At 36.0% G+C, this 25,586-nt stretch carries 17 protein-coding genes; 10 read left to right on the forward strand and 7 right to left on the reverse strand.

All coding sequences use genetic code 11. The features are described from left to right. Window positions 1-5: 5 nt before the first annotated feature. Window positions 6-2,438 (reverse strand): glycoside hydrolase family 127 protein, encoded by a 2,433-nt coding sequence (locus D0T85_RS10215; RefSeq protein ID WP_163212921.1) that lies wholly within the window; start codon window positions 2,436-2,438, stop codon window positions 6-8. A 259-nt stretch (window positions 2,439-2,697) separates the two neighbouring features. Between D0T85_RS10215 and D0T85_RS10220 the strand changes: the two genes are divergently transcribed. Together D0T85_RS10220 and D0T85_RS10225 are read left to right on the forward strand one after the other, a co-directional pair. Further along, window positions 2,698-6,714, forward strand: a complete 4,017-nt coding sequence (locus D0T85_RS10220; RefSeq protein ID WP_163212923.1) for a hybrid sensor histidine kinase/response regulator transcription factor — start codon at window positions 2,698-2,700, stop codon at window positions 6,712-6,714. Between the two features lie 141 nt (window positions 6,715-6,855). After that, window positions 6,856-7,116, forward strand: a complete 261-nt coding sequence (locus D0T85_RS10225; protein ID WP_163212925.1) for a type II toxin-antitoxin system prevent-host-death family antitoxin — start codon at window positions 6,856-6,858, stop codon at window positions 7,114-7,116. Window positions 7,117-7,179: 63 nt separating this feature from the next. Here D0T85_RS10225 and D0T85_RS10230 read toward each other — a convergent pair whose 3' ends face one another. Continuing rightward, window positions 7,180-8,427 carry an MFS transporter gene (locus D0T85_RS10230; RefSeq protein ID WP_163212927.1) on the reverse strand — a complete coding sequence of 416 codons (1,248 nt, stop codon included), beginning with the start codon at window positions 8,425-8,427 and terminating at the stop codon, window positions 7,180-7,182. Between the two features lie 99 nt (window positions 8,428-8,526). Beyond that, window positions 8,527-9,546 carry a phenylalanine--tRNA ligase subunit alpha gene (gene pheS, locus D0T85_RS10235; RefSeq protein ID WP_163212929.1) on the reverse strand — a complete coding sequence of 340 codons (1,020 nt, stop codon included), beginning with the start codon at window positions 9,544-9,546 and terminating at the stop codon, window positions 8,527-8,529. Between the two features lie 122 nt (window positions 9,547-9,668). On the opposite strand from pheS, the gene D0T85_RS10240 reads away from it, so the two are divergent. Both D0T85_RS10240 and D0T85_RS10245 read left to right on the forward strand, forming a co-directional pair. Continuing rightward, window positions 9,669-11,282 carry a hypothetical protein gene (locus tag D0T85_RS10240; protein ID WP_163212931.1) on the forward strand — a complete coding sequence of 538 codons (1,614 nt, stop codon included), beginning with the start codon at window positions 9,669-9,671 and terminating at the stop codon, window positions 11,280-11,282. A 165-nt stretch (window positions 11,283-11,447) separates the two neighbouring features. Beyond that, window positions 11,448-12,635 carry a 6-bladed beta-propeller gene (locus tag D0T85_RS10245; RefSeq protein ID WP_163212933.1) on the forward strand — a complete coding sequence of 396 codons (1,188 nt, stop codon included), beginning with the start codon at window positions 11,448-11,450 and terminating at the stop codon, window positions 12,633-12,635. Window positions 12,636-12,778: 143 nt separating this feature from the next. On the opposite strand, the gene D0T85_RS10250 is transcribed toward D0T85_RS10245, so the two are convergent. From D0T85_RS10250 to D0T85_RS10260, 3 genes are all read right to left on the reverse strand, one after another. Then, window positions 12,779-13,870 carry a hypothetical protein gene (locus D0T85_RS10250; RefSeq protein ID WP_163212935.1) on the reverse strand — a complete coding sequence of 364 codons (1,092 nt, stop codon included), beginning with the start codon at window positions 13,868-13,870 and terminating at the stop codon, window positions 12,779-12,781. Window positions 13,871-13,994: 124 nt separating this feature from the next. After that, on the reverse strand, window positions 13,995-15,125 hold the full coding sequence (locus D0T85_RS10255) for an SPFH domain-containing protein (protein WP_163212937.1): 1,131 nt from the start codon (window positions 15,123-15,125) through the stop codon (window positions 13,995-13,997). A gap of 212 nt (window positions 15,126-15,337) precedes the next feature. Further along, the gene (locus D0T85_RS10260) at window positions 15,338-15,553 is read right to left on the reverse strand and encodes an SHOCT domain-containing protein (RefSeq protein WP_163212939.1); all 216 of its coding nucleotides are present in this window, start codon (window positions 15,551-15,553) and stop codon (window positions 15,338-15,340) included. 1,171 nt (window positions 15,554-16,724) lie between these two features. Between D0T85_RS10260 and D0T85_RS10265 the strand changes: the two genes are divergently transcribed. After that, complete coding sequence (locus tag D0T85_RS10265; RefSeq protein WP_163212941.1) at window positions 16,725-17,792, forward strand: helix-turn-helix domain-containing protein; 1,068 nt, start codon at window positions 16,725-16,727, stop codon at window positions 17,790-17,792. A 347-nt stretch (window positions 17,793-18,139) separates the two neighbouring features. Here the strand turns inward: D0T85_RS10265 and D0T85_RS10270 are convergent, their stop codons facing one another. Beyond that, window positions 18,140-19,102 (reverse strand): helix-turn-helix domain-containing protein, encoded by a 963-nt coding sequence (locus D0T85_RS10270; RefSeq protein ID WP_163212943.1) that lies wholly within the window; start codon window positions 19,100-19,102, stop codon window positions 18,140-18,142. A gap of 191 nt (window positions 19,103-19,293) precedes the next feature. Between D0T85_RS10270 and D0T85_RS10275 the strand changes: the two genes are divergently transcribed. The 5 genes from D0T85_RS10275 to lepB all read left to right on the forward strand — a co-directional run bounded on the left by D0T85_RS10275 (window position 19,294) and on the right by lepB (window position 25,586). Beyond that, window positions 19,294-20,436 (forward strand): 6-bladed beta-propeller, encoded by a 1,143-nt coding sequence (locus tag D0T85_RS10275; protein ID WP_163212945.1) that lies wholly within the window; start codon window positions 19,294-19,296, stop codon window positions 20,434-20,436. A gap of 100 nt (window positions 20,437-20,536) precedes the next feature. Continuing rightward, window positions 20,537-21,613 carry a DUF4221 family protein gene (locus D0T85_RS10280; protein ID WP_239060693.1) on the forward strand — a complete coding sequence of 359 codons (1,077 nt, stop codon included), beginning with the start codon at window positions 20,537-20,539 and terminating at the stop codon, window positions 21,611-21,613. Between the two features lie 4 nt (window positions 21,614-21,617). Next, window positions 21,618-22,658: a BF3164 family lipoprotein gene (locus D0T85_RS10285; RefSeq protein WP_203558455.1), complete on the forward strand. Its 1,041-nt coding sequence runs from the start codon at window positions 21,618-21,620 to the stop codon at window positions 22,656-22,658. A 68-nt stretch (window positions 22,659-22,726) separates the two neighbouring features. Further along, complete coding sequence (locus tag D0T85_RS10290) at window positions 22,727-24,574, forward strand: hypothetical protein (RefSeq protein WP_163212951.1); 1,848 nt, start codon at window positions 22,727-22,729, stop codon at window positions 24,572-24,574. A 136-nt stretch (window positions 24,575-24,710) separates the two neighbouring features. Then, complete coding sequence (gene lepB, locus D0T85_RS10295) at window positions 24,711-25,586, forward strand: signal peptidase I (RefSeq protein ID WP_370459951.1); 876 nt, start codon at window positions 24,711-24,713, stop codon at window positions 25,584-25,586.

The following is a 25,586-nucleotide window of genomic DNA, read 5'->3' on the forward strand; positions in this document are numbered from 1 at the left end:
TTTTGTTAGTTTACCTTCCATTCAATAACCCCTCCCGAAACCCCGTTCTGTAACTGAGCGGCAATCTTGAGGCCTGTGGTAGTAACCGGTTTAAAATCAAGACTGTTATAGCAATCCTTCTTTACGGTGTACTTGTTTAAAGCTTCCACTTCTTTCCACTTATTACCATCTTTATAGTAAAGTTTCCAGCTTTCGGGAACGCGGAAGTCTCCATCGTAATGATCAAAATCCAGCCAGTACACCTCTACATTCGATACGGTTTCCGGTTTATCAAATTCGTAGGCCAGTGTTTCTTGTGTTCCTCTTTTCAACCACCAGTAATGATATGGCTTAGAGATATCCGACGAACGTTTGGGTTCCCACTGATCGTTTACTCCCCAAGCTTCCTCTTCCTTCTGGGCCGAAACAGGAGCATCCTTCTGAATGGGTAACTGTATCATTAATGTACGGGCACGCGAAGCAATGGTTGACTCCGGAGTAGGACGGGCATATTCCGCACACTCAGGTATCCATACTACCATCTGATCGGCTCCGCGGTTATTCCATGTAGAGTAGGGAATAGCAGTTACGGGAACTTCCTTGATACTACCATCTTTTTCAACTTCATAAGCAGTGGTATTCAGAACCATAACACCGTTTAAAAACTCTTCCTGATAAGTTGATGCAAATTTAGTATCTTCCGGAATATACTTATTGAATACGTGACCATCCGGCTGATCTTTTCCTTCCAAACAATATACAATAGGGCCACGGCTGATAGCCAGCTTACCACGATCGTCCTCCACGTTTTGATGTGCTCTTATCTGGCGTATATCCATTGGTAGATTGATTTCAATCATATCGTTAGCTTTCCAGTTCCGTACAATACTGATGTAACCATCGCCTTGTGGAATATCCATTTTCTTTCCGTTTACAGATACCGTAAAGTTGGAAGGTTTGTTTGTAAACGTATAAAGATCGGTAGCTACAGGAGCGTTTTGTGCCCATGCGGGGATACGAAGCCTGATTGCCAATTCTTCTTCTTTTCGAGGAGTAACAGTAATTTTTATATTGCCATCCCATGGATATGTTGTGGTTTGTGTTAGTGCAACAGTATTATTGGCGGTTTCAATTTCTGCTTCCCCTTCAATATAGAGGTTTACATAAATGTCATTCTCTTGCGTAGCATACATATAATGAGGAACCGAAGCCATAAAACGGGTAACATTTCCCGGACAGCAAGCACAACCAAACCAGTGCTGGCGTTCGTGTTGGCCCATAGACTCTAATGGATTATCATAAAAGAATTTATCTCCGCTTAAGGATACACCTGCAATTACACCATTGTACAATGCACGTTCTAATACATCTACATATTTGGCCTGACCGGTAGCCAGAAACATACGATGGTTCCAATACACATTGGCTATCGAAGCACAGGTTTCGCAATAATTGGTATGATTGTGTAACTCATAGTCTGGTCCGAAACCTTCTCCCTGCGGACGAGAACCTATTCCACCGGTAATGTATAGCTTCTTACTTGCCATATTGTCCCAAATCCGGGATAATGCTTTAAAGTATGCAGTATCGTTGGTAAGTGTAGCAATATCTGCCACTCCCGAATAGAGGTAACCGGCCCTTACGGCATGACCTACTATTTCTTCCTGCGCAAGAATAGGCATATGATCCTGACTGTAAGCATTCAAGCGATGCCCGTCGGTACCACGGCCTGTTTCCTCAATAAAATATTTGGCTAGTGCCAGATACTTTTCATTTCCGGTAACCTTGTACAGTTTGGCCAGAGCCATTTCAACAATCGGATGACCAGATGGTACATGTTTCTGCCCCTCGTTTGGTCCGAAGACTTCACAAATGAGGTCGGCATTCTTAATAGCCACATCCAGTAGAGAACGTTTCCCAGTAGCCTGATAATGAGCTACAGCAGCTTCATATAAATGTCCGCTGTTGTAAAGTTCGTGGCTGTTAATCTTTTCCCAGCGCGATTGTCCCCACCAGCCCGATAAACGGTGGCATTTGTTGGTAACACACGTTGTAAGATAACCATCGGGTTCTTGGGCAGCAGCAATCAGTGTGATAACACTATCCAGATAAGCATCCAGATGCGCATCGTATTCAACAGCCAGCGAATAAGAAGCACCTTCTATAATCTTATAGGGATCGGTATCATCGAAAGAGAAATCACCTTGATGTTCACCTTTAATCAATCCGCCGGCAAGAGCAAAGTTATCAAAGCGACCATTCTTTTCGCATTCGCGGAAAGCAGAAGGTATGGATACTTTTCGGTTTGCTTCAATGCGGGGACTCCAAAAGGCATCATGCAGATGAACCTGTGTAAAAGGTACCTCTTTTATAGGTGCATTGGGTTGAGTATATGGCTTGGTACAAGCATACATGCCAACAACCATGCAACCTAAGAGTATGAGCGGTTTGTGTTTCATAAGCATTATAGTTTTATGTGTGGATTATAATTTGTTTAACTGTATGCAAATTAAAGGTAATAAGATGGGATCAGGTAGAATAATAATCCATAACTCTGAAAAAATAGTCTGTTAGTTGCCAAGGATAATAAAAGTTGTTTCTGTTGATAATCAATGTTTTACGTTTTTGTATTGGACGATTGTTTGTCTTTTCTGGATTTTATTTCGCTTACGTTATAGTAATTTGTAGTAATATTGCAAAGAGAATAAAATTCATAAAATGAAACACCTTACTTCATTACTGCTTTTTCTGATCTATACAATCTATTCGTTAGCCGGATCGGTCCAGCCTTCTTTTCGTTTCCGTCATTACACGGTTGAGGATGGATTATCAGCAAATTCTATCCGCAGTTTACTACAAGATAAAAGAGGATATATCTGGATAGGGACCGAAAACGGATTGAACTGTTTTGATGGCGTATTAGTGAAGGATTATAGTAAGAGCGAACAGGGGCATCCTGCAAACAATTCGATAAATACACTGTGCGAAGCCGATGATGGAACAATCTGGATAGGAACAGATGTAGGTGCGTTTTGGTATACACCTCATGAGGACAGTTTTCAGGCTTTCGACATGAAAGCAACGAACGGTACAATACTATTGTCCATAGTTTATGCTGTTATGCAGGATATGGATAAAAATATATGGTTTGCAACCTACGGGCAGGGTATTTTTAGGTACAGCAAAACAAATAATGAACTGATACAATACAAAATACAGGATTGTTTTAATAATACATATTGTGTATATGCAGATAGCGAGAATAGTATTTGGGCTACAGGCAATTCTCCCGGGAAGACTGCTGTATACAAACTCAATAAGAATACACAGGAATTTGAAAGATTTACACTTAAATACCCCCGCGGTGGACGATTCTCGAATGCGCTTACCATTTTCGAAGATTCTTCGCATAACCTTTGGTTGGGAACCCGCGAAACCGGAGTACAACGGGTAGATCGCTATTCGGGCGAGGTTACTGTATTCCTGTCTCCGGCATCCGGCAGTGGAATAATGCATATACATTCAGTTATGGAGTATGCACATCAGGTGTTATTAATAGGTTCCGATGATGGGTTGTGTATGCTTAACACATTTAATGGAGAATATACCCACTATATGCCCGAAGAAACCAATCCTTCTTCATTATCCAATCAGTTTATTTATCCCATACTGAAAGATAAAGAGGGAGGATTGTGGATAGGTACGTATTATGGTGGGGTTAATTATGTTTCGCCCCGCAACGGACAATTCGAAAGTTTTGTTCATACCCAATATGCCAACTCGGTAGGTGGCACTATAATCAGTTGTTTTGCTGAGGATAAAACAGGCAATATCTGGATTGGTTCTGATGATGGTGGTATCAGCCGTTTCTCTCCTCAAACAGGAAAGTTTACCAACTATATGCCACAGGAAGGACGGAACAGTCTATCGTACCACAATATTCATGCACTTTGTTTCGATGGTGATAACTTATGGATTGGTACCTACTCGGGAGGTCTAAATGTGTATAATACCAAAACCGGAACATACCGTTTATACACATCGTCCGATGATGTACATAGTATAGACCAGAATAGTATTTATGCTATATTTAAAGATAGAAATGATAATATCTGGGTAACTTCTATGATTGGAGTTAACTTATATAACCGCGAAGAAGATACGTTTAGCCGGGTAAAAGAACTGGGCTGCGTTACCATGGATATAAAGCAGGATACCAAAGGCGATTTATGGTTTGCTACCCAAGGGAAGGGTGTATACCGATTAAACACAACCAGTAGGAGTTGGAAAAACTACCAACACAGCAATAAAGAAGGTGCTTTGGCTGGGAATATGGTTAATTGTTTACATGTAGATTCGTATGGCGACCTATGGATAGGTACAACAAACGGATTATGTAAATATCATCCGGCTACCGACTCATTTGAAAAGATACTACTTGCCGGCGAGGTTCAAAGTGTAAACTGTATTATTGAAGACGATCATAACTTCTGGATAACCACGGCAAAAGGTCTGATTCATTATGTACCAGGCGAGGGGAGTACAGTTTTCAGCCAGACCGATGGTTTGCAGAGTGACCTGTTTCTGCCAAGTGCCGGACTGAAATCGGCCGACGGCAAGATATACCTGGGAACAGTGAATGGGTTTAATGCATTCTACCCACATCGTATACGGCGGAATGAGTTTATCCCTCCTGTGGTATTAACAGGACTGGAAATATTCAATAAAGATATTCCTGTAGTATCCGGAACAGTTTTACCAGCTCCGTTGAATGAACTGAAACAATTAGACCTATCGTACAGGGATAATGTTTTTAGTATACGGTATGCAGCATTAAGTTATGCCATTCCCGAAAAGAACAGGTATGCCTTTATGCTCGAAGGTTTCGATAAGGAATGGAATTATGTAGGTACACAATATAAAGCAACCTACACCAATCTTCCGGCAGGAACCTATACATTTAAAGTAAAAGCTTCTAATAACGACAATGTTTGGAATGAAGAAGGTACACAATTAAAGATTGTTATTCATCCTCCATTTTACTTAAGTACCGGATTCAAGGCAATGTATGTGTTTCTTATTATAATGGGTATTATTGCAATATTCAGGTTTATTATTCATAGAACAGAAAAGAAGCATCAAAAAGAAATAGAAGAATTAAACCGATCCAAAGAAAAAGAAATGCACGAAGCCAAAATAGGCTTCTTTACAATGATAGCGCATGAAATACGCACACCGGTTTCACTTATAATCGGTCCGTTAGAAAAGATAATGTCTTCGGTTCGGAATATTCCGGAAGAAATACGTAGCGACCTGAGTGTGATTGACCGCAACAGTCAGCGGCTTTTATCTTTGGTGAATCAACTGCTCGACTTCCGTAAAGTTGAACGCGAAGGGATAAGTTTAAAACTCGGTCGTCATTCAATTCACGATATCATTAAATCGGTAAGCGATCGGTTTACTCCTTGGGTTACACAAAGAGGGGCCCGGTTTATTGTTGATTTGCCCGAAACAGATATCGAAGTAATTGTGGACCGCGAAGCTATAACCAAACTAATAAGTAACTTACTAACCAATGCCAGTAAATATACAAAAGATGAGGTTATACTTTCCTGCCGTTGTTTACAGGAAGAAAAGCTTTTTGTTATTGTTGTAAAAGACAACGGTTGTGGAATAACAGCCGCAGATAAGCAAAAAATATTCCATCCGTTTTATCAGGGTAGCGATACCAAACCCGGAACGGGCATTGGTTTAAGTATTGTAAACAACATAGTACAGGCTCATAATGGAACAATTGAAGTAGATTCCGAAGTGGGTAAAGGATCGGCGTTTATTGTTACTTTGCCCATTGAACAGGAACTAAATGAATACAATAGTACAGAAAGCAGCATTCTACAGGAAAAACTTCCGGAAGATATCTTGTCGGATATACCTTTGAATGAAGACGACAAGAAAGATAAACCGGGAATGCTTATTGTTGATGACAACATTGAAATGCTGAACTTCCTGTCCGAAAGTTTTTGCGATGAGTACAATATAATAACGGCAGAAGATGGTGAAGAAGCATGGGGAAAACTTCAGAATGCGAATGTTGCCCTTATCGTTAGCGATTGGATGATGCCTGTAATGAACGGAGTAGAACTTTGCAGCAAAGTACGATCTAATCAGGCCACAAGCCATATACCGTTTATATTGTTAACAGCAAAATCGGATATCTCATCTAAGATAGAAGCCATGGATTTTGGTGCAGATGCATATATCGAAAAACCATTTTCGTTGCAATATCTCAGGTCGTGTATACGCAATTTGATTGACTTACGCGAAATGCTTTATCAGAAATTCTCAAAGATGCCTCTGGTACCACTAAACAGTATTGCAGGTAATAAGTCGGACGAGAAGTTCCTGATACGAATGAATGAAATAATTGAAGAGAATTTCTCTAATCCTGATCTATCTGTTGATTATCTGGCAGACAGGTTGTGTATTAGTAGATCGGGACTATTTGCCAAGATTAAAACATTGGCCAATGTAACCCCTAACGAATTAATTCAGTTAGTACGTTTAAAGAAAGCAGCACTATTGCTATCGGAGAATAAATACAGGATCAATGAAATAAGTTATATGGTAGGGTTCAATAATCCGTCATATTTTTCCAAGTGTTTCCTTAAACAGTTTGGGGTAAAGCCAAACGAGTTTCTAAAGAAAACAAATAATCTGGCTAATGAAGATATTTAACCAGCATTTTATATTCAAGAATGGAAGGAGTTAAAGGGAGTTATCAGGAGCATTGCTCCTTAGGAGTTATAGCTCTTGTTTATATGGCAAATAATATTTATATTTGTACCATAATGGTACACGATTAAAAAAGATACGCCAATGTTAGTAATCAGCAGTAGAGAATTCCGAGATAAGCAAGCCGAATACTTTGATCGGGTTGATAATGGTGAACAAATTATTGTTCAAAGAGGTAAAGACAAAGCTTATAGACTTACTCCGGTAACGGAAAATGATGTACTAATTAGTAAAGAGTATATACTTGAGCCCGATGATGATTTGGCAAGAGCAATATCTTTTGATGAATTTAGAGAGAGTGCAATAAACCATATTCGGGAACTCTATAGGCAAAAAAGAAAATGAGAGTAGAAATTCTACCTACATCAGCAATAATCATATGATAGCACAATATTTATAAAAAGAACATTACCTCAACTTATATTTTTTAAAATGCGGCGTAACCTTTACCCTAAAAAATACAGCCGATACTACAGTTAAGCAAGCTCCAAATAAATAAGTCACATCAAATGAAATATGTTGTGCAATATATCCGCCAAGAGTTAAACCTATACCAATCCCCACATCCCACGAAGTAAGATAAGTTGATGTAGCTGTACCGCGCTTATTATGAGGTGCCAGATTAACAAAAAGCGAATTGAATGCCGGAAACATTGTACCAAAACCAAGGCCCAACAACAAAGGTATAATAAAGAAAAGTACCGTTGTAAACTGTGCATTCACCTGCATTAATTTTCCGCAAGCAGCCAACAGGAAGAAGCAAGAGCAAACAAGGTAAAAGCCTAAGGATATAATTTCGGTAATTCTACCTTTATCTACCTGTTTTCCTGAAAATAACCGGGAAACGGCCATTCCCACTGCCATGAACGTGAAAAAAAGTCCTGTATTAAGTGATATGCCTATCTCTTTTGCATAAATGGCAACATAAGTGGTGGTCATTCCATATGGTATAGAAAGTAATAATAAAGAAATCCCTGCCGGAATTCCTTTGAGTAGTATAAAGCGATCCAATGATATCGGTTCTCGTTCAACTTGTTGCTTGGGTGGCGTTTTAACTAAACAGGCCATAATGAATCCTAGGCTTCCTGATATCAGCGAACAAAGGAAGATTGTTTCGAACGGACAAACATCGTGCAGAAACAATCCTACCATTGGACCGAAGCTCATGGCTGTATTATTCATTAATCCGTAGTAACCAATTGCCTCGCCACGCCGGGACGATGGTGTTATGTCAATAACCAATGTGTTTCCTGCTACCGTAACCATTCCAAAAGCCAATCCGTGAACCACCCGGAACATAATAAACAATGAAAGAATACCCGCCAGCATATATCCGGCAAAGATGGCTACAAACACAAAATAAGCAATAAGATATAACGGCTTACGCGAGAAGGTATCCAATAGAAAACCCGAAAACGGACGAATACAAAGTGCAGCAATAGTGTAGGAGGACAGGATAAGTCCTATCGCAGCATTATTGGCATTAAAAACTTCTGTAAGGTAAAACGGAAGTATGGGAAGTATCAGATAAAAGGCAAAGAACAGTAGGAAGTTGGCTGCCAGAATAAAACAATAGCCAGGGGTTATAAGTTGAGAGTTAACAGTTGAGAGTTGAGAGTTGGCTGCGCTATCATTCTTTTTATTATTTCTTTCCATAAATATATACTATTACTATTAAAATATAAGATACAAAAATTGAGAGTAAAGAACCACCCGCAGGTAACTCTCAACTCTCAACTCTCAATTCTCAACTATTTAATTTGCTGCTTCGAACTCTTTCAGGAAGCGAACATCATTTTCGGAGAATAACCGCAGGTCACTTACCTGATATTTCAGGTTGGTAATACGTTCTATACCCATACCTAACGCATATCCGGTATATACTTTGCTATCAATACCCGAAGCTTCGAGTACATTAGGATCAACCATACCACAACCAAGGATTTCAACCCAGCCGGTATGTTTGCAGAATGGACAACCTTTACCACCACAGATATTACAACTGATATCCATTTCGGCACTAGGTTCTGTAAATGGGAAGTACGACGGACGTAAACGTATCTTTGTATCGTTACCAAACATTTCCTTAGCAAAAAGCAACAGTACCTGTTTAAGATCGGTAAATGAAACATTCTTATCAATATACAATGCCTCTATCTGGTGGAAGAATGCATGAGCCCGATAACTGATAGCCTCGTTGCGGTAAACACGTCCCGGACAAATAATACGGATAGGAGGTTGCGCTTTTTCCATAACCCTTACTTGTACGGAAGAAGTATGTGTACGCAATACAATATCCGGATGAGCTTCAATGAAGAAAGTATCCTGCATATCGCGGGCCGGATGATCGGCAGCAAAGTTAAGTGCAGAGAAAACATGCCAGTCGTCTTCAATCTCCGGTCCTTCGGCAATGCTAAAGCCTAAACGGGCAAATATATCAATAGCTTCATTGCGCACAACAGTAATAGGGTGACGGGTTCCGAGTTTTACAGGATAAGCCGAACGGGTAAGGTCCAGTTCATTGTTATCACTATCCTGATTCTCGAACAACTCTTTTAGTGAGTTAATCTTTTCCTGTGCAGCGGTTTTTAGTTCGTTCAGTTTCATACCAACCTCTTTTTTCTGGTCGGCTGCTACATTACGGAAATCCGCCATCAGGTCATTAATGGCACCTTTTTTACTAAGGTATTTAATGCGGAGAGCTTCGAGTTCTTCGGCATTTGAAGCTTTTAAGACTTCAATTTCTTCAAGCAGTTGCTTAATCTTAGCTATCATATCTTGGTATTCTAATATTGCAATTAAAAAAACGATGCAAAGATAATTCTTATTCCTGATTATACGAAGTTTCGTAGAGTTTTGTTTTCTTTGCATAATACAATTACCTCTATAAATAAAACATGAAAATCAAAATCGGCATACTTATATTTATCATTATACAAGTTAGTTGTACACAACGGAATAAACTGCACATCTTAGATAAAGCAGAACAATATGCATATCAATACAATGATAGTGCACTGATTTTAATAGAAAAAATAGCATCCGGTAAGTTAACAGAAGAAGAACTCGCCCGGTACTATTTAATAGAAAACATGATTTCCTACACAAAAGAAAAAGGAAAAATATCCGATTCAACACTTCATATATCCGAGGATTATTTTCGTCGGGTGCTTGATAATAAGCGCCTTGCCGAAGTATTGTTATTGCAGGGATGGAGTCGTTATATGATGAAAAATTTCGACCACTCGCAGCAAAAGTATAACGAAGCTTTAGGCTTATGGATGCTTTTGAACGATTCATCAAAAATTATCCGTACTTACCGCGAGCTGAGCTGGGTGGCCAATCGTACCAATCAATTAGATAGTGCTTGTTTATTAATGTATAAAGCATTGCCTTACGGTACATCTTTAGATCGGTTACATATTTTCATGAATCTGGGCGATTTGTATGCTGCGAAAGGTAAGTTGCAAGAAGCCATCGATGCTTATAATCAATCTTACGTCGAAGCACAGAAAAGGGATAGTCGAAGTATTTATCAAACTATTCGGAATAAATTGGTCGACTTATATCTTCACAACAATATGCACGAAGAAGCTTTTCGGGAATTAGACGCCTTCCGGAAGATGCGCAAAGGCAGGTACGAGATTTCTTACAGTACTTTGGCCCGTGCCGAGATATGGATGAAGGTACATCAATATGATTCAGCTTGTTATTACTACACCTTAGCTTCGCAATCATTAAATAGCCATGTAGCAACCGAAGCCAACTCGCGCCTGGCCGATCTTTATTCACTGAAGGGAGATTATAAAGATGCAGTAAGCGCCTTACGTACTTTTGCCGAATTGTGGGAGTCAAAAGCAGGTACTATGGAGAGCGACCATCTGCGAAAAGATTATGAAGAAGTGAAATTGAAGAACGAACTAAACGAAACCAAACTGGCTAAACGAAATCGTGAACTATATCTGCTTATATTCTTCATTATTGTATCTCTCAGTATAATAATAGGATATATTTTTTATTTACGTAATAAAAAGAACAAGGAACAACAACGCTTGAAACAACAAGCCGAGATATTAGAGAAAGAAAACAAACTATTAAAGCAGGCCGAAGAGTTAAGTACATTGCGCGAAAAAGAATCGGGATTGCGCGAAGCATTATTTAAAAAGATGACTGTGTTTCATAAAATACCATCTTTAGAGAGTGGAAATTCAAAAGATACAGATGATAAGAGGATAATACTGTCGGATAAAGATTGGGAAGAGTTGATGCAAATAGTGAATAGCAGTTACGATGGATTTGCCGACCGCCTTAAAAAGGAATATCCTTTATTAACAGCCAAAGATATTCAATTTTGTTGCTTGGTGAAGATTAATGTTACCTTGAAAGACCTTTCGGATATCTATTGTGTGAGTAAATCGGCTATAACCAAAAAGAAATTCAGAATAAAAACGGAGAAGCTTGGATTTACCGATCCCGATAAAAGTCTGGATGATTTCTTAGAGGGTTTTTGATAGTAAAAGCATAGATGTCCACCGAGTTTTTTGCAGATTTAGTCTTTATGTGGTTGATTAGTAGTTGTTTAATGTTATAGTTGTAAGCGGGTACTGTCCACCTGATTTCCTTGATGGGGTTGGGTAAAACCTTTACTTTTGCCACAAATCAATATTATAGGCATTATGAAAAAGATTAAATTACTCTCGTTAATTGCAATTGCTTTGGTGGTATTTCCTATTAATGGAACCTCTCAGGTTGATCCTTTTAAAAAGGCAAAAAAGGTAGCAACCAAAGAAAAAGTAGGAAATAGTTCGGTAATAGTAGGCAACCCTAAATTGTTTACCGATACCCTTGAAATCCCTTTAAGCTACCTGACCGAAAAAATAGAAGTTCTAAGGCTAGACGATAGGGAAGAGGCTCTTATTGGAAGAGGCCGGATCAGCATTTCGGATAACTACATTCTGATAAGTAATCAAAAACAAACTCCTTTTAAACTGTTTGATAAAAAAGGTAAATTCATTACCAATATTGGAGTTTACGGACAAGGCCCCAATGAATACCTCAACACATACGATGAGCAATTAGATGAAAAGAATAACCGTATTTATATTCTTCCCTGGCAAAGTAATAAACTATTGGTTTTCGACCTCGAAGGGAATGCGCTTCCTCCCATTCCATTGGCTTTAAGAGTTCCTAAAGGCAAGTTTGTGGTTGATACCCCAAATTCATTGGTTACTGTAACCACATTACCCTTCGAAGGAATGCCGGCTGTTGTATGGACACAAGATTTGCAAGGTAACAGAAAGAACTTTGTACCAGCCGGTCATCTTACTGTTCCCAGAGATTTCAGCAATGAAGTAGATGCAGGTCGCAACACATCGGCCTACGATGTTATGTTGATGGTAATTGTACCACCTCGCCAAGATTCATTATATCATTATAACCATGCAGCTAACAAGCTTGAACCCCGTTTCACCTTGAATTATGGAAATACTGAAATCTCCTGGCATTCGTATTATGAACTACCTAATCACTTCTGGGGGAATTTTCAGGTTCCGGTTAAACAATCCGCAAATATAACAGTTGGTTCAAAACCTGCATTCTTTATCGTTGATAAAGAAACATTGTTAGGTAATTATTTTTATGTGTACAATGATTTGGTTGGTAAATCAGATAGGTTAGGATGGCCTTACTTTAATAATGGTTATTATATTGAAAATCTTGAACCAGCTCAGCTAATTGAAAAAATAGAGAAAGAATTGGCAGACAGTAAATTACCCAAAAACAAAAGAAGTGAATTACAAAAGCTTCTTGAATCACTCGATCCGGAAGGAAACAATGTATTGATATATGCTAAACTGAAAAAATAGGATAACTTCATAGAATGGAAGGAGTTATCGCTTCGCTAGGAGTTAAAGGAGTTAAAGCTTTAGATGCTCTGGAGTATCTTAGAGCTATAACTCCTAAGGAGCAAAGCTCCTGATAACTCCCTTTAACTCCTTCCATTCTTAAATTATTCCATCGTCATAAACAAATACACAAGCCCTGCTATCGCTATAATACCCAAAAGAACAGCAAAGAAAATCTTCCATTTACTATACGGTCTGTCGCCATGAATCTTCCCTGTACAGCCATTTACATAAAAATGATATAATTTATTGTTGAACGAATAAGAAGACATAAATAACGGTAGTAATACCAACTTAAACTTTATATCCTGAAATTCGGTATGCGATGACGAAATCCGTTGATGGTCGCCACCAATATCCCTTCTGATGTCACCTTGGATAACCGCATCCATTTTTGTTTTTGCTTGCTCAAATCCATCAGTAAACGTAAGGGAGTATTTTTCTGTCAGCATGCCGGCAAGATACCGGTTATCAAATTTAATATACGCATTCTTATTCCAGTTCTCCAGTTTTCCCAATATGTTTTCCGGAATCAGGCGCGAAGCAGGTACCATTACATCGTCAAAGAACCGCGAAACTCTTCCGCTAACATAGCGCCATCGTGTTCGGGTTTCTGTTCTTCTGTTTTTGCCACTTCCCACTGTAACAGTGTAAGTATCTCCGCGTTGCCCTTTATAGTCTGTATATGTATTGGCATCATACGTCCAGTAAGGAATAAATACGCCTTTCAGCTGGTTAGTGTAGGCTGCCTGTTTTGCTAGCTTGTTGGGAGCAAACCATAGTTTCTTAATCCATTTACCCATCTGGAGTTGTACATCGGTTTCGGCAACACCAAAGGGCTGAATATAAGCAGGCTTTATTAAACGCTCATAATGAACGTCTGCTTCCAGAATGGCTGTTCCGCAATACGGGCATACCATCGACTTTTGCTTTTCTTCGAAAGTAGACTGAGCATCGCAATGATGACAGTGAACTACTTTGGTCGATTCATGATCGAAACATTCTTCTTCAAAGCGATAAGATTCAAAATCCAGTTCCTCGATATCAGAAACAACTTCAGCCTCTAATAACGTTTCGCTACCGCAATAGTCGCAATGCAGGCTTGTTGTTCCTGGTTTATATTTAGCATAAGCACCACAATTGCCACATTTATATGAATCGACCAGTATTGACTCTTTTTCCTGGTTCTCAACCATACTATTTGTTATTTTGACACGGATTGCACGGATGACACGGATTTTAAGAAACACGGATTATTCATTATTAAATAATATCTGTGTATTATAATCCGTGTCATTCCGTGCAATCCGTGTCTGAAAATTAAATATTTAAAGGCGGTGGCATCAGCGTCCACAAAGACTGAAGTTCGTTTAAGCTACCCGCTTCTACCCATTCTGCTAAACCTTTTTTCCAAACCAGAGTTTCTTTTGTGATAACCTGTTCTTCGGCCAGTTTTTCCAGCATCTGCATATTGTACGGCCCATTTTGCTGTCCACCAATAGCTATATAATAAGCCACTTCTGTTGGTATTGGTGGCGGAGTATCACTTGTAGGAGCATTAGTGGTAGGTTGGGTAGAAGTAGGCTGAGTAGAAGTAATATTCCCTGTCGACTGCATCATTTGTTGTGCCATTGCCATTCCTGCTCCCAGTCCGAGGCCCATACCCGATGTTCCCGACGGATTATTGGCAGCAGCTTCCATAGCCTTAGCAGCTTTCAGTTTTGTCAGCTTGTCCAGATCAACAACATTGAGTCGGCTTAACTCAAATATCTCTTTCTTCACTTCGTCGGGCATCGAAATATTTTCGATCAGGAATTTGGTAATATCCATACCATAAGCCGAGAAGTCATCTTTCATAAAGCCGAATATCGCTTCCGAAAGTTCATTCAGGTTCGAAGCATAAGCCTCAATAGGTAGGTTCGATTCGCCTACAGCATCCGTAAAGCGGGTTACAATAATACTCTTCAGCTGCTCGCATATATCCTGAGTGGTAAACGTTTGCTGTGTACCTACAATTTCTTTGATAAAGGTTCCCGGATCGGTAATTTTGAATGTGTATACCCCAAATGCCCTAACCTCGACCATACCAAAACGGTTGTCGTTCAGTATCATCGGATTTTTGGTACCCCATTTCTGGTCAAGGAAGTTCTTGGAACAAACAAAATAAACCTCTGCCTTAAAAGGACTATTGAAACCATATTTCCATCCTTTCAATGTACTAAGAATAGGTAGGTTCTCGGTATTTAACGTATATGTTCCCGGAGTAAAAACATCAGCCAATTGTCCTTCGTTAATAAACACTGCTGTTTGTCCTTCGCGTACAATTAGTTTGGCATTGTTTTTAATTTCGTTGCCGTGACGTTCGAAACGATGTACTATTGTATCCTGAATATAATCGGGATATTCAATAATATCAATAAATTCACCTCTAAGTTTTTTTAAAAAGCTCATGATATTTAATTTTATAATGTGCCAATATGCTAATGTGCCAATAGTTCTAATGTGCCAATGTGCTAATGTGCCAATGTGCCAATATGCCAATGTGGATAATGTGCTAATTTCTAATGTGCTAACGTACCAATACAATTAATAATTATATAATTAATGCGCAGCCAATTGACACATTGGCATATTCTCACATTGGCACATTAGAAATTGGCACATTATCCTATTAATTTCTTTTTTTGTTTTTGAAATTCTTCTTCAGTAATGATTCCTCTGTTTTTGAGTTCATTCAGTTTATAAAGTTCTTCTGATATAAAATCTGCATTTCGTGTACCCGGAAACTTGCCCGGATGTCGTTTGGCCAGGAAAGATCTGACCAATCCTGATATGATGGCAACAGCCAAAACTATAACAATGATTCTTATTATTCCCATATAAAACACGAAGATACATCTTTTTAGCAAAAAGTGATGTATTGTGACGTAAATGTGACGTAAAAAAGTTGTTCGTAAGTTGTTATAATCATAAATTTGTATCCCAATAAGTTAATCCTTTTTTAAAGAATAAGATATGAAAAACATTTATTATTTTCTATTGATATGAATGCCCTACGGGCAACTGCATACAATATGGACTACGCCTAATGCTCCTAATGCCCAGAGGGCATTCATATCAATAGAAAAAACAAAACATACAAATACAAATCCCCGTAGGGGATTCATAAAATAAAAAATATAAAACACTTAAAACACTTGTTTTACCTCTCAGAAAATGTTTTTTCGCAATTTTGCTATCACTGCTATCACTAACCATTTTAATAAGCTGAAAATCAATTAATTATGCTAGTGATGGATCTAGTGATAGTAAAATATATCTACCACTGGTGTCACTAAATTAATTAAGGAAATATGTATTAACTACTTCATAATCAAGAATATAGATTATCGGGAACTTTGCTCCTTATACTAAAGCGATAACGCCTTCCATTCTGTAATATCAAGGATTCGTGCTATATATAACTTGCCGATAAGTCTATACTATTCTATGGAAAACTATGGATTATTTGACCAAATAGTCTGGACTATTCTACCGAAAAGTGCCTTGATATAATTGAAATACTAAGTTGTGCTGAGTTTTTTTGTTTGATAATCAGTAAATTACAGTACCACTGATTTTTTTATCCTGAAACAAAAGTACCACGGTTATTTTAGGCTTGAGAAAAAAGTCTCATGCTGGTGGTACAAAAGTATCACAACTAAGATACTTTTGTATCATGCTTGTGGCACTTTTGTACCACAGGCGTGATACAAAATAAAGAGTTCACAAGCAATTACCCTTTAGGGTAAAATTTGAACTGCATTTGCACCTTAAATGAACTGCATTTGCATGCTAAATGAACTGCATTTAAGGTGCAAATGAACTGCATTTGAGGTGCAAATGAACTTCATTTTTGGTTCAGTTTGGGGCTGTGTTTTTATTCAATTCCCAATCTGATTTGAACCAAATTGATAATGCAGGCTAATTTGAATCCATTTTTATATGTTAATTGCAAACTTATAATTATGTTTGCATACTAATACGAATAAACAATTATACCTAGGCACAATGAGGCATAAAATACTATTTATCTTATTTCTAATTATAACCATAGTAACTATTTTAAACTTTGTTTTCTCTTTATATATTACCGGAAACAAGAATCTTGCTAAAAAAGCAGATTTAACATTGCGGAATGCTGTAAGAGAAGAACTCAGCATTCGTTTTGCAGAATTGAATATTCCATATGCCTATAATCCTTCCAAATTAGCTTCTTCTAATGCAGATACAATAACCATAATTTCTGAAGAGAGGGAGCAAAAAATAAGATTGAATGATAAGGAAAACATAACTACTAATAAAGAGGAACAATTTAAACAAACAAGTGCATTGTTGTATGGGGTGAGCATTGATGAGTTGAAACTTCAGGAAATATGGAAAAATGAATTAGCATTCTATATCTCTGATAAAACAATCGAAACTCTGGCTTTTGTTTTTGATGGAAAAGCAAAAACGAATGTCGAAAATCTTCTCTCACTGAATGGATGTAAATATCAACAAGTATATTATTTAGGAATACCTAATGATATAATATTGTTGGTTGGACTGAAGTATAACCAATGGAGTGCACTGACGAATGGTGATTTTTGGACTTGGAAAATGTATCTATCATTGTTGATGATAATACTGATGTTGGTGTATTGTGTTTTTATAGTAAATCGGAAACCTTGGGCAAAATTGATTTTGAAACCACAATTAGAAATTCAAGATTCTGATGCAAAAGAACTGTCTGTAAATAATTCGGAATTAATTTGTAAGTTTAAAATAGGAGATTGTGTTTTTGATGGCTTATCAAATACTTTAATGAAAGATGGGCAGGAGGCTATTTCTGTTTCTGCACAAATGAATGAATTGTTGGTATGCTTCTTAAATCAACCGGGTTATTTTATAGACGAATGCATACTTATGGAAAAAATGTGGAGTGATGCTCCTACTGGTGCAAAAGAAAGATTGCAAAAAGCAATAAGCAATTTGCGGAAGTTTTTGCAGAATCGTTTACCCGAATTAGTAATAGAGCATAGAAATAAAGGATATGAGCTTATAACCAATGCTGAAATTAGCAAAATAACAGACTGAATTGTTGCTGAACATGTTCAGCGGACTCATAATATAAGATGCTTTGTGTAAAAAAATATAAAAAAAGACTGGTTGGACTAATTTCATAATTACCTGATAATCATTAAATTGAACGGCCGCTGAACTTGATCAGCGGATTTTTCAGCAATTTTTCAGCATCCTGAACACGCTTTGTTACTCCTTTTGATATAGATTTGCTGTGTGATTAATAATTGACAAAACGTAAAACACTGCAATTATGAGAAATAAAATTAAATGCCTTGTTATTCTTGGATTCTTAGTAAAGCCTGTATCCAATCTTTTATTAGAAAATATTGAAGCTTTAGACACAGATGAATCAGGAGGTTTTAGGGATCCTGTTTCTTTTTTAGGATATAGAATGAATCGTTTCTATTGCATGTAGTTATTGTGTAATCATAATTCTCATTTATCAATGTGTCTTTAAGTCTTTTTATAGCAGTAGTCATATTGGTGATGGCGTTTTCATGATTAGGCCATAAAGCCTCTTTTAATCTATCTTTATGAACACGATAGTCTGGAGCTTCCAAGAACATTTTCATTATTATTTGTTGTTGTTTGGTTAGGCCTTGAATGTCAATAACTATTTTGTTATTGTCATCTGCTGGAGAGGCATCATTTTTTGCTATCTGTTTTTCTTTTCGTTTTTGAATATTGATAAAAAAGAGAACCAGAAGAATCAATATAATACCAAAAGTTGTGTAACGAACAATTTGGGGTGCCAGTCTCCAATAAGTGTATGGAGTAAATTCCATATATGCATAGTAATTAATGTCTTCGAACTCACCTTGTTTATATATTGCTGTTTTGTGAGTGATTACGATGTTGGTTGTATCACGACTTAGTTGATTTACTTTTTTGTAAAAATTAGCCGTAACCCCTATAGCTGAGTTAGCATAAATGTTGTGTGTGTGGCAAATGCTATCGAAGATTTGGTTGATAGTATTAGCAGAAAGTGTTTCTGTTGCTAGTAATAAAGTTTCAATGTTTCTGTGGATTTCTGTTTCTAAATCGACAATTTTAATACGGAAGGTAAAGGTAGTATCAGAGAACTGAACCGTTTTATCTTTATACTTTCCTATTTGATTTGGAATGTGTTCGTGTTTGTTAACAAAAAAATAAGTACTGTCTTTTTCTTTGTGGATATAGGTTTTTAAAGTCTCTTTTAAAAGTAAAGGGAGAACTTGTTGAACCTCTTTTTTGCATTCTATGTATGAATGAACAAAGCAGTATGAGAATAGAATTGTACAAAGAATTGTAGCTAATACAGTGTGCTTTTTATATGTTTTCATGTATGTGACGTTAATGTGACGCGTTGTGACGTAAATGTGACGTAAGAAAATTGTTTGTAATTGCTTGTTGTAATACATTTGTCAGCACAAACTTAATTAAAAATTCTGAGACATGGAAAAGATTTTTTTAGCTGGTTTTATTGGGGTACAGTATTACTTTACATGAATAAGTTGCGTTTTGATTTTCTATTATGAAAAAGAATAATTATATTATTTACATATGTCTCTTTTTAACAGTCAGCATAAGTAGTTGCAAAAAGAAAGAGATTGTTTCAAGTGATGCTATTCTTGGTAAAATATTGATAGACAATAAAAAAACATCTTCTTTAGATATTAATGCTATAGGCGATTTTGATAAAATCATTTTATTGGAAACCATTCCTGAAAGTATGATAGGTGAAATTGAGAAGGTATTTCTTACAGACTTATATATTGTTATATGGGATTCTAAAATGCATAGAGTTCTATGTTTTGATTTTGAAGGGAATTTTATTAGATGCATAGGGAAAAACGGTGGAGGACCAGAGGAATATATTAAGATTGCAGATGTATATATGAAAGACGAAAATTGTATTTCTATTCTGGATAGTAGTACAAAACGAATAATAGAATATAATATAATTGGAGAGTATAATTCCTCTTATCAACTGCAAGAGTATTTATATTCATTTTACCCAGATGAAAATGGTTTTTGGGGTATAAATGGTTATCAAAACGACCAAAAATATGATCTAATTTATATATCGTCTGAAACCAATAAAATTGAAGCTGGTTTTTTTCCAGGTAATTCAAAAATAGCAATGCGTCCTACAAATCATTTTGTGAAGAATGAAATAAGTAATGAAATTCTTTTTCATTCTCAATATATTGATGTTATTTATAAGATAGAGTCTAAAAATGTAATACCATGGCTTTGGATTGATTTCGGAGATAAAAGGAACCCTTATACAGATTTGACAAGTTCTAATATAGATGTTGATTTAGCTTCTGCAGAATTTATGGGTCATATAAACAATTTGCATATATATAAAGATAACCTGTTTTTTTCTTTTCATGATTATCATGGATTGTCGAAATCTTATGATTCTTATAATGTTTATGTGTCGTTGAACAATATGAATTCTATTGTATATCAATATGATATAAAACATTCGCCCGATCTGAAAATACAACCACTTCCAGATATTGTTGGTTTATCTAAAGGTAAACTCATTTATCAGATTAATCCGGAGTTTTTACCAGAAAATATTTTTCAGGAAAAATATGCAGGAACACAATTAGAGAATATTACATCTGAATCTAATCCTCTTTTAGTATTATATAATCTCAAATAAATAATAAGTAAACTATGAGTTCCTTTATTATATGAAAAATGTTTTTTTTATTTTATTATTCCTTTGTCTTATTTCGTGTGAAGACACAAAAGTAGATTTGATGTCACTTGTAGGAAGTAATAAATATATTACTTTTCCAATAGATCATAGCACAAAATTACCAGAATTGTTTGTTTTTCCTTTTTCTGACAAAGGAAAAGAATTTTTGAGTTTTCAAAATCAAAGAAATGAAATTTTAATTTACGAGAATATTACAGGAAATTTTGTTAAACGGGTGAAGATTGATCTGGAAGGTAGCAATGGAATCCCCGGTGGATTTTTAGGCTTTCATATTCATAATTTTGATAGTATTTTTATATCTAGCCTAATTACACCAACTCTTTTTCTGGTAGATACAACAGGAATTTTAAAAGAAAAAATAGATTATAGTATAACCAAAAACCAAAAACAATTATTAGGTGTTGTACTTGCTGCTGATAATCCTTTAACAATATTTAAAGAAAAAATATTTGTGCCTCAATACATTAATATGCTTTATAAAGAAAATATGGCATCTAAAAGTCATATTGGAGCTATAATTAATTCATTAGATGGTTCAATAAATGAGTTGCCAATGAATTTTCCACCCTTAATTGATTATACTGATATTGGTACTTCTGCTGGATTTGGTGCTCATTACAGTAAATGTTTTGATGGAGAGAAATTTGTCTATCGCTTTTTTCATGATGATAAACTACGAATAGCATCGATATCTCATGAATCTATTGAAGAAAAGCCCATCAAAAGTAAGTATATGCCAACTGCAGAAGTTTTAAGAATGAACTCCCAAAATCCTTTTGAAGTAGTAAAAGCAATGTATGAGCATCCTTCGTATGGTAGTATTATTTATGATAAGTATAGAAAGGTGTATTATCAGATAGTGTTCCCTAAATTTGAAATGGATTCTAATGATGATCCATTTAAATTGTCATCTTCAGGAAGGGCTCTTTTTTCTATAATGATACTCGATCAAGAATTAAACTGTATTGGAGAAACTATATTTCCTAAATATATTTATAATTCAAAACTATTCTTTGTTTTAGAAGATGGACTATATATTAGTACAAGTCATATTAAAAATTCCAATTACAACGATGATGTCTTGAAATTTGAGAGGCTTGATTTGGTGAAAAGATAAAGTGATGTCAATATTTAAAGTATTTATGATGAAAAATTTTATAATTTTATTGATTTTTATTGGAACTATTTGTTCTTGCAAAACAGAAAACACTTCACTTCTGTTGATTGACAATTTTGAAAAAGTAAAGAAACTGACTTTACATGAATATAATTACCCCCATGATTCGCTGATGAAGCCTAGTGTTATCTATTCGTATGGAAATTATATTGTTTCATCTGATCTCGGATCAGATTATCTATTGTCTGTATTTAATGCAGAAACACAAAGTTATGTTCGTTTTCTAAAAAAAGGAGAAGGTCCCGAAGAACTACTTGATATACAGCAATTGGGAGGCTATGATGATTCTGTTTTTGTGAAGAGCACTTTTGGGAAAATGCTTTTTATTTATTCTTTAAAAGAAAATTTACTATCAAGAGTGTCTATACCAGAGAATACTGTTTCTTTATTTCTTGATGATCATTTAATGATAACCACCAACAATGGAAAGAGTAGATATGGTATACATAATTTAAACACAAAAAGTTCTAAAGAGTTTGGACTGACCATCCCTTCGCAAGAAGAGCTTTCATGTGTTTTACAAGGATTGTGTACAGGAAATGCAATTAACGACAGAATAGCTTGGTTTTCAATGTATGGCGATGTATTCGAAATATACGATTATAGCAATATGTCGGAAATAAAAGACATAAAGCAGTTTGTTGGAGCAATGCCTATTGTTAAAATGGAAGGAGGCGCACCGATTTTTTCTTTAGATTCAAAATTAGGAGTACCATCAGTTACCTCTAATAACGATTATATCTTTGTTTTATATAGTGAAAAAACATTGAAGGATGCAGTGACATTAAGGGATGAAGTGTTTTTGTCAAATAAGATATTGGTGTTGGATTGGAATGGAGCATTTATTGAAGTTTTAGAATTAAATCATCCTGTACGTTCTATATCTTATAACCAAGAAAAAGAAATGTTATTCTGTTTAGGATATGATAATGAGATGAATCCAAAAATATTATTTGCGAGAAAAGATGAGTTTATATTTGATTGAATAATTCTAGATTTTGTATCTCAGTTTGCTATATTTAACATTGTTATTTAAAATGATTTATTTGACCAATGACTAAATTAAAATTCTTGTTGCTTTTAAAATTGATTCTTGTTGCTTTTTCTTGTCAACAAGAAAAAAGTAAATTGGATCATGCAAAAGAATTTGCAGGAAATAATAGAATAGAGTTAGAAAAAGTATTGAAACATTATGCAAATGATAGTTTAAAATATAAAGCAGCCTGTTTTTTGATAGAAAATATGCCTTATTATTATTCTTACAAACATGAACGTATTAATCAATATCAAAAGGAATATTATCAATTAGTAGAAAATAATCAATCTTATGATAAAGCAATAGAAATTCTTCGTCAGAAATATGGTGTTCTCAATCCGAATGAATACGAAGTAGTATATGACGCTCACATTATCACTGCCAACTATTTAATAAACAATATTGATTGGGCATTCAAGGTTTGGGAGGAAAAGCCATGGAATCGAAATCTTAGTTTTGAAGAATTTTGCGAAACCATACTTCCATATAGAATTAGTACCGAACCATTAGAATATTGGAGAGAACATTATTACGTTACTTATCAACCAATTTTAGATTCTTTATTGATTAACTCGAACGACCCTAAAGAAGCCATCGAAGTTTTGTGGGAATCCATTCATGCAAAACAATGGCTTTATAACGAACAAAAACCATTCGGCTATCCGTTTCCTGGTGCAGTAACGTTAGATACAGTTCATCGTATTGGTGATTGTTACGAATTTAATAATTTTGCAATTTATTTAATGCGTGCATTAGGTATTCCGGGAGGAACGGATGCTTATCTAAAATACCCGTACGACGATGATCGCCATTTATGGAATTATGTTCCTGATGCGGATGGTAACCTGTGGATTTTTTCCATAAACGGATATCTTCCAGAGCTGGGATCGGGAAAAGAATTCCCTATGATGGGAAGTGTATTTCGCACCTGTTTCGGGGTTCAAGAAAACAGTTTACCAATCATTACCAACGGACGAAAAGATTTGCCACCTTTATTAAATACTGTTTTCAAAAAAGATGTGTCGCATTTGTATCTACACAATGCTTCGATAGAAATCGAAATCGAAAAAGAGAATCTAAAAGATTCGCTGTTGTATCTCTGTACATTCAGTCGGAATGGATGGACACCGATTCGATGGTCGGTTTGGAAAGCCGGAAAATTTATTTTTCCGACAGTTGAAAAAAATACGTTGTATGTTCCTGCTTATTACATTAACGGCAAACTTTTTTTTGTTCAAGGAGCAGGTAAGGTAAATGATGATGGAGTTTTTGTTTCGTTCATTGCCGATACAATTAATACACAAACTTTATCTGCCAAACGAAAATATCCATATAAAAAATCATGGTTCAGCTATCGCAAGCGAATTATCGGTGGTAAATTTCAAGTCTCGAACGATTCAACTTTTCGAAACGCCATAACCTTACATACCATCAATAAAGAAACAGAGATGCGTTGGTATAATGTTAAATTGAATACATCCGGAAAATATCGATATATACGTTATTTATCCGGACCAAGAGGACATTGTAATATGGCTGAATTAGAATTTTTTGATAAAGAAGGAAAAAAACTTCACGGCAAAATAATCGGAACAGAAGGTTCGTATCAAGGTAGAAATGATAACCAAAAAGAAGCCGTTTTCGATCGCGATCCTTTAACGTTCTTTGATGCCATAAACGCAAAAGAAAGTTGGGCTGGGTTGGATTTAAGTGAACCGAAAGAAATAAAAGAAGTCAATTACCTCTTTCGGAACGATGATAATAACATTCGTTTGGGCGACGTGTATGAATTGTTCTATTTTGGAGAAAAAGGATGGAACGTTTTCGTAAATAAGTATATTTGTATCGGCATTTTTTTTCCCTAACGATATCCTACAAAGGCTTTGTTTTGGTTAAAGAATCATTCGCGTGGAAAAGAAGAAATTCCTTTCTTTTTCGAAAACGGGGAACAAGTATTTTGGGAACTAAATTGAAGATGCATTGAAAGATAATTTAAAAGATATACTAAGGCGAATAAAGCAGCTTTTTACAAAGATACTAAACCTCTGTTTTTATCTTTGTCTAGCTTTTATTGTCTTTCTGTTTCTTCAGGTTTTCTGTTTTGCATCCTTTCGTATCCCCTCCGACTCAATGGAACCCTCTTTGAAAGAAGGAGATTATATATTAGTAAACAAATTAATTCAGGGAGCTCGGCTATTTAATATACAAGCTGCTTTTAACAATGAAGAATTTAAAATACGCCGCATGTATGGATTTGGCAAAATAACATATAACGATGTATTGGTTTTTAACTTTCCGTATGCCAAATCTTCCTGGGATAGCATAAGTTTTGATATAATGCGTTATTATGTAAAACGGTGTATAGCGTTGCCGGGAGATACATTGGAAATACACAGTGGAGTTTATAAACTAAAAAACAAAGAGTTACATTTAGGAAACAGTCAATCGCAAAAAGATATTTCTATGTTGTCAGATTCGTGTAAATATGTTCAAATGGAAACCTACCCCTGGAATAAAGATATGAACTGGACCATCAAAGAATTTGGTCCGCTTGCAATACCCGCAAAAGGACAAATTATTGCGGTAGATAGTATGACCCATATTCTGTATCATCAACTAATTTCATGGGAACAGAAAAAGAAACTGAATCGTAAAGAATCACAAATTTGTTTGGGCGATAGTGTTATATATCAATATCAGTTTAAGCACAATTATTATTTTGTTAGTGGCGATAAACTGGAAAATTCGCAAGACTCCCGTTACTGGGGGCTGCTTCCGGAGGAATATATTGTAGGTAAAGCTACAAGAATTTGGAACTCAAAAGATCCGTTATCGAATAAAATCAGGTGGAATAGAATATTGAAAAAGATTGAATAA

It is taken from the genome of Bacteroides sp. 519 (genome assembly GCF_010500955.1).
GTDB lineage: Bacteria > Bacteroidota > Bacteroidia > Bacteroidales > Bacteroidaceae > Bacteroides.

Bases quoted from the DNA above. Each gene is read 5' to 3' on its own strand.
- D0T85_RS10250 (WP_163212935.1), bottom strand. From the start codon at position 13,870: ATGGTTGAGAACCAGGAAAAAGAGTCAATACTGGTCGATTCATATAAA.
- D0T85_RS10245 (WP_163212933.1), top strand. From the start codon at position 11,448: ATGAAAAAGATTAAATTACTCTCGTTAATTGCAATTGCTTTGGTGGTA.
- D0T85_RS10220 (WP_163212923.1), top strand. From the start codon at position 2,698: ATGAAACACCTTACTTCATTACTGCTTTTTCTGATCTATACAATCTAT.
- D0T85_RS10280 (WP_239060693.1), top strand. From the start codon at position 20,537: ATGTCACTTGTAGGAAGTAATAAATATATTACTTTTCCAATAGATCAT.
- D0T85_RS10265 (WP_163212941.1), top strand. From the start codon at position 16,725: ATGAGGCATAAAATACTATTTATCTTATTTCTAATTATAACCATAGTA.
- D0T85_RS10255 (WP_163212937.1), bottom strand. From the start codon at position 15,125: ATGAGCTTTTTAAAAAAACTTAGAGGTGAATTTATTGATATTATTGAA.
- D0T85_RS10230 (WP_163212927.1), bottom strand. From the start codon at position 8,427: ATGGAAAGAAATAATAAAAAGAATGATAGCGCAGCCAACTCTCAACTC.
- pheS (WP_163212929.1), bottom strand. From the start codon at position 9,546: ATGATAGCTAAGATTAAGCAACTGCTTGAAGAAATTGAAGTCTTAAAA.
- D0T85_RS10270 (WP_163212943.1), bottom strand. From the start codon at position 19,102: ATGAAAACATATAAAAAGCACACTGTATTAGCTACAATTCTTTGTACA.
- D0T85_RS10225 (WP_163212925.1), top strand. From the start codon at position 6,856: ATGTTAGTAATCAGCAGTAGAGAATTCCGAGATAAGCAAGCCGAATAC.
- D0T85_RS10240 (WP_163212931.1), top strand. From the start codon at position 9,669: ATGAAAATCAAAATCGGCATACTTATATTTATCATTATACAAGTTAGT.
- D0T85_RS10215 (WP_163212921.1), bottom strand. From the start codon at position 2,438: ATGAAACACAAACCGCTCATACTCTTAGGTTGCATGGTTGTTGGCATG.
- D0T85_RS10290 (WP_163212951.1), top strand. From the start codon at position 22,727: ATGACTAAATTAAAATTCTTGTTGCTTTTAAAATTGATTCTTGTTGCT.
- D0T85_RS10285 (WP_203558455.1), top strand. From the start codon at position 21,618: ATGTCAATATTTAAAGTATTTATGATGAAAAATTTTATAATTTTATTG.
- D0T85_RS10260 (WP_163212939.1), bottom strand. From the start codon at position 15,553: ATGGGAATAATAAGAATCATTGTTATAGTTTTGGCTGTTGCCATCATA.
- D0T85_RS10275 (WP_163212945.1), top strand. From the start codon at position 19,294: ATGAAAAAGAATAATTATATTATTTACATATGTCTCTTTTTAACAGTC.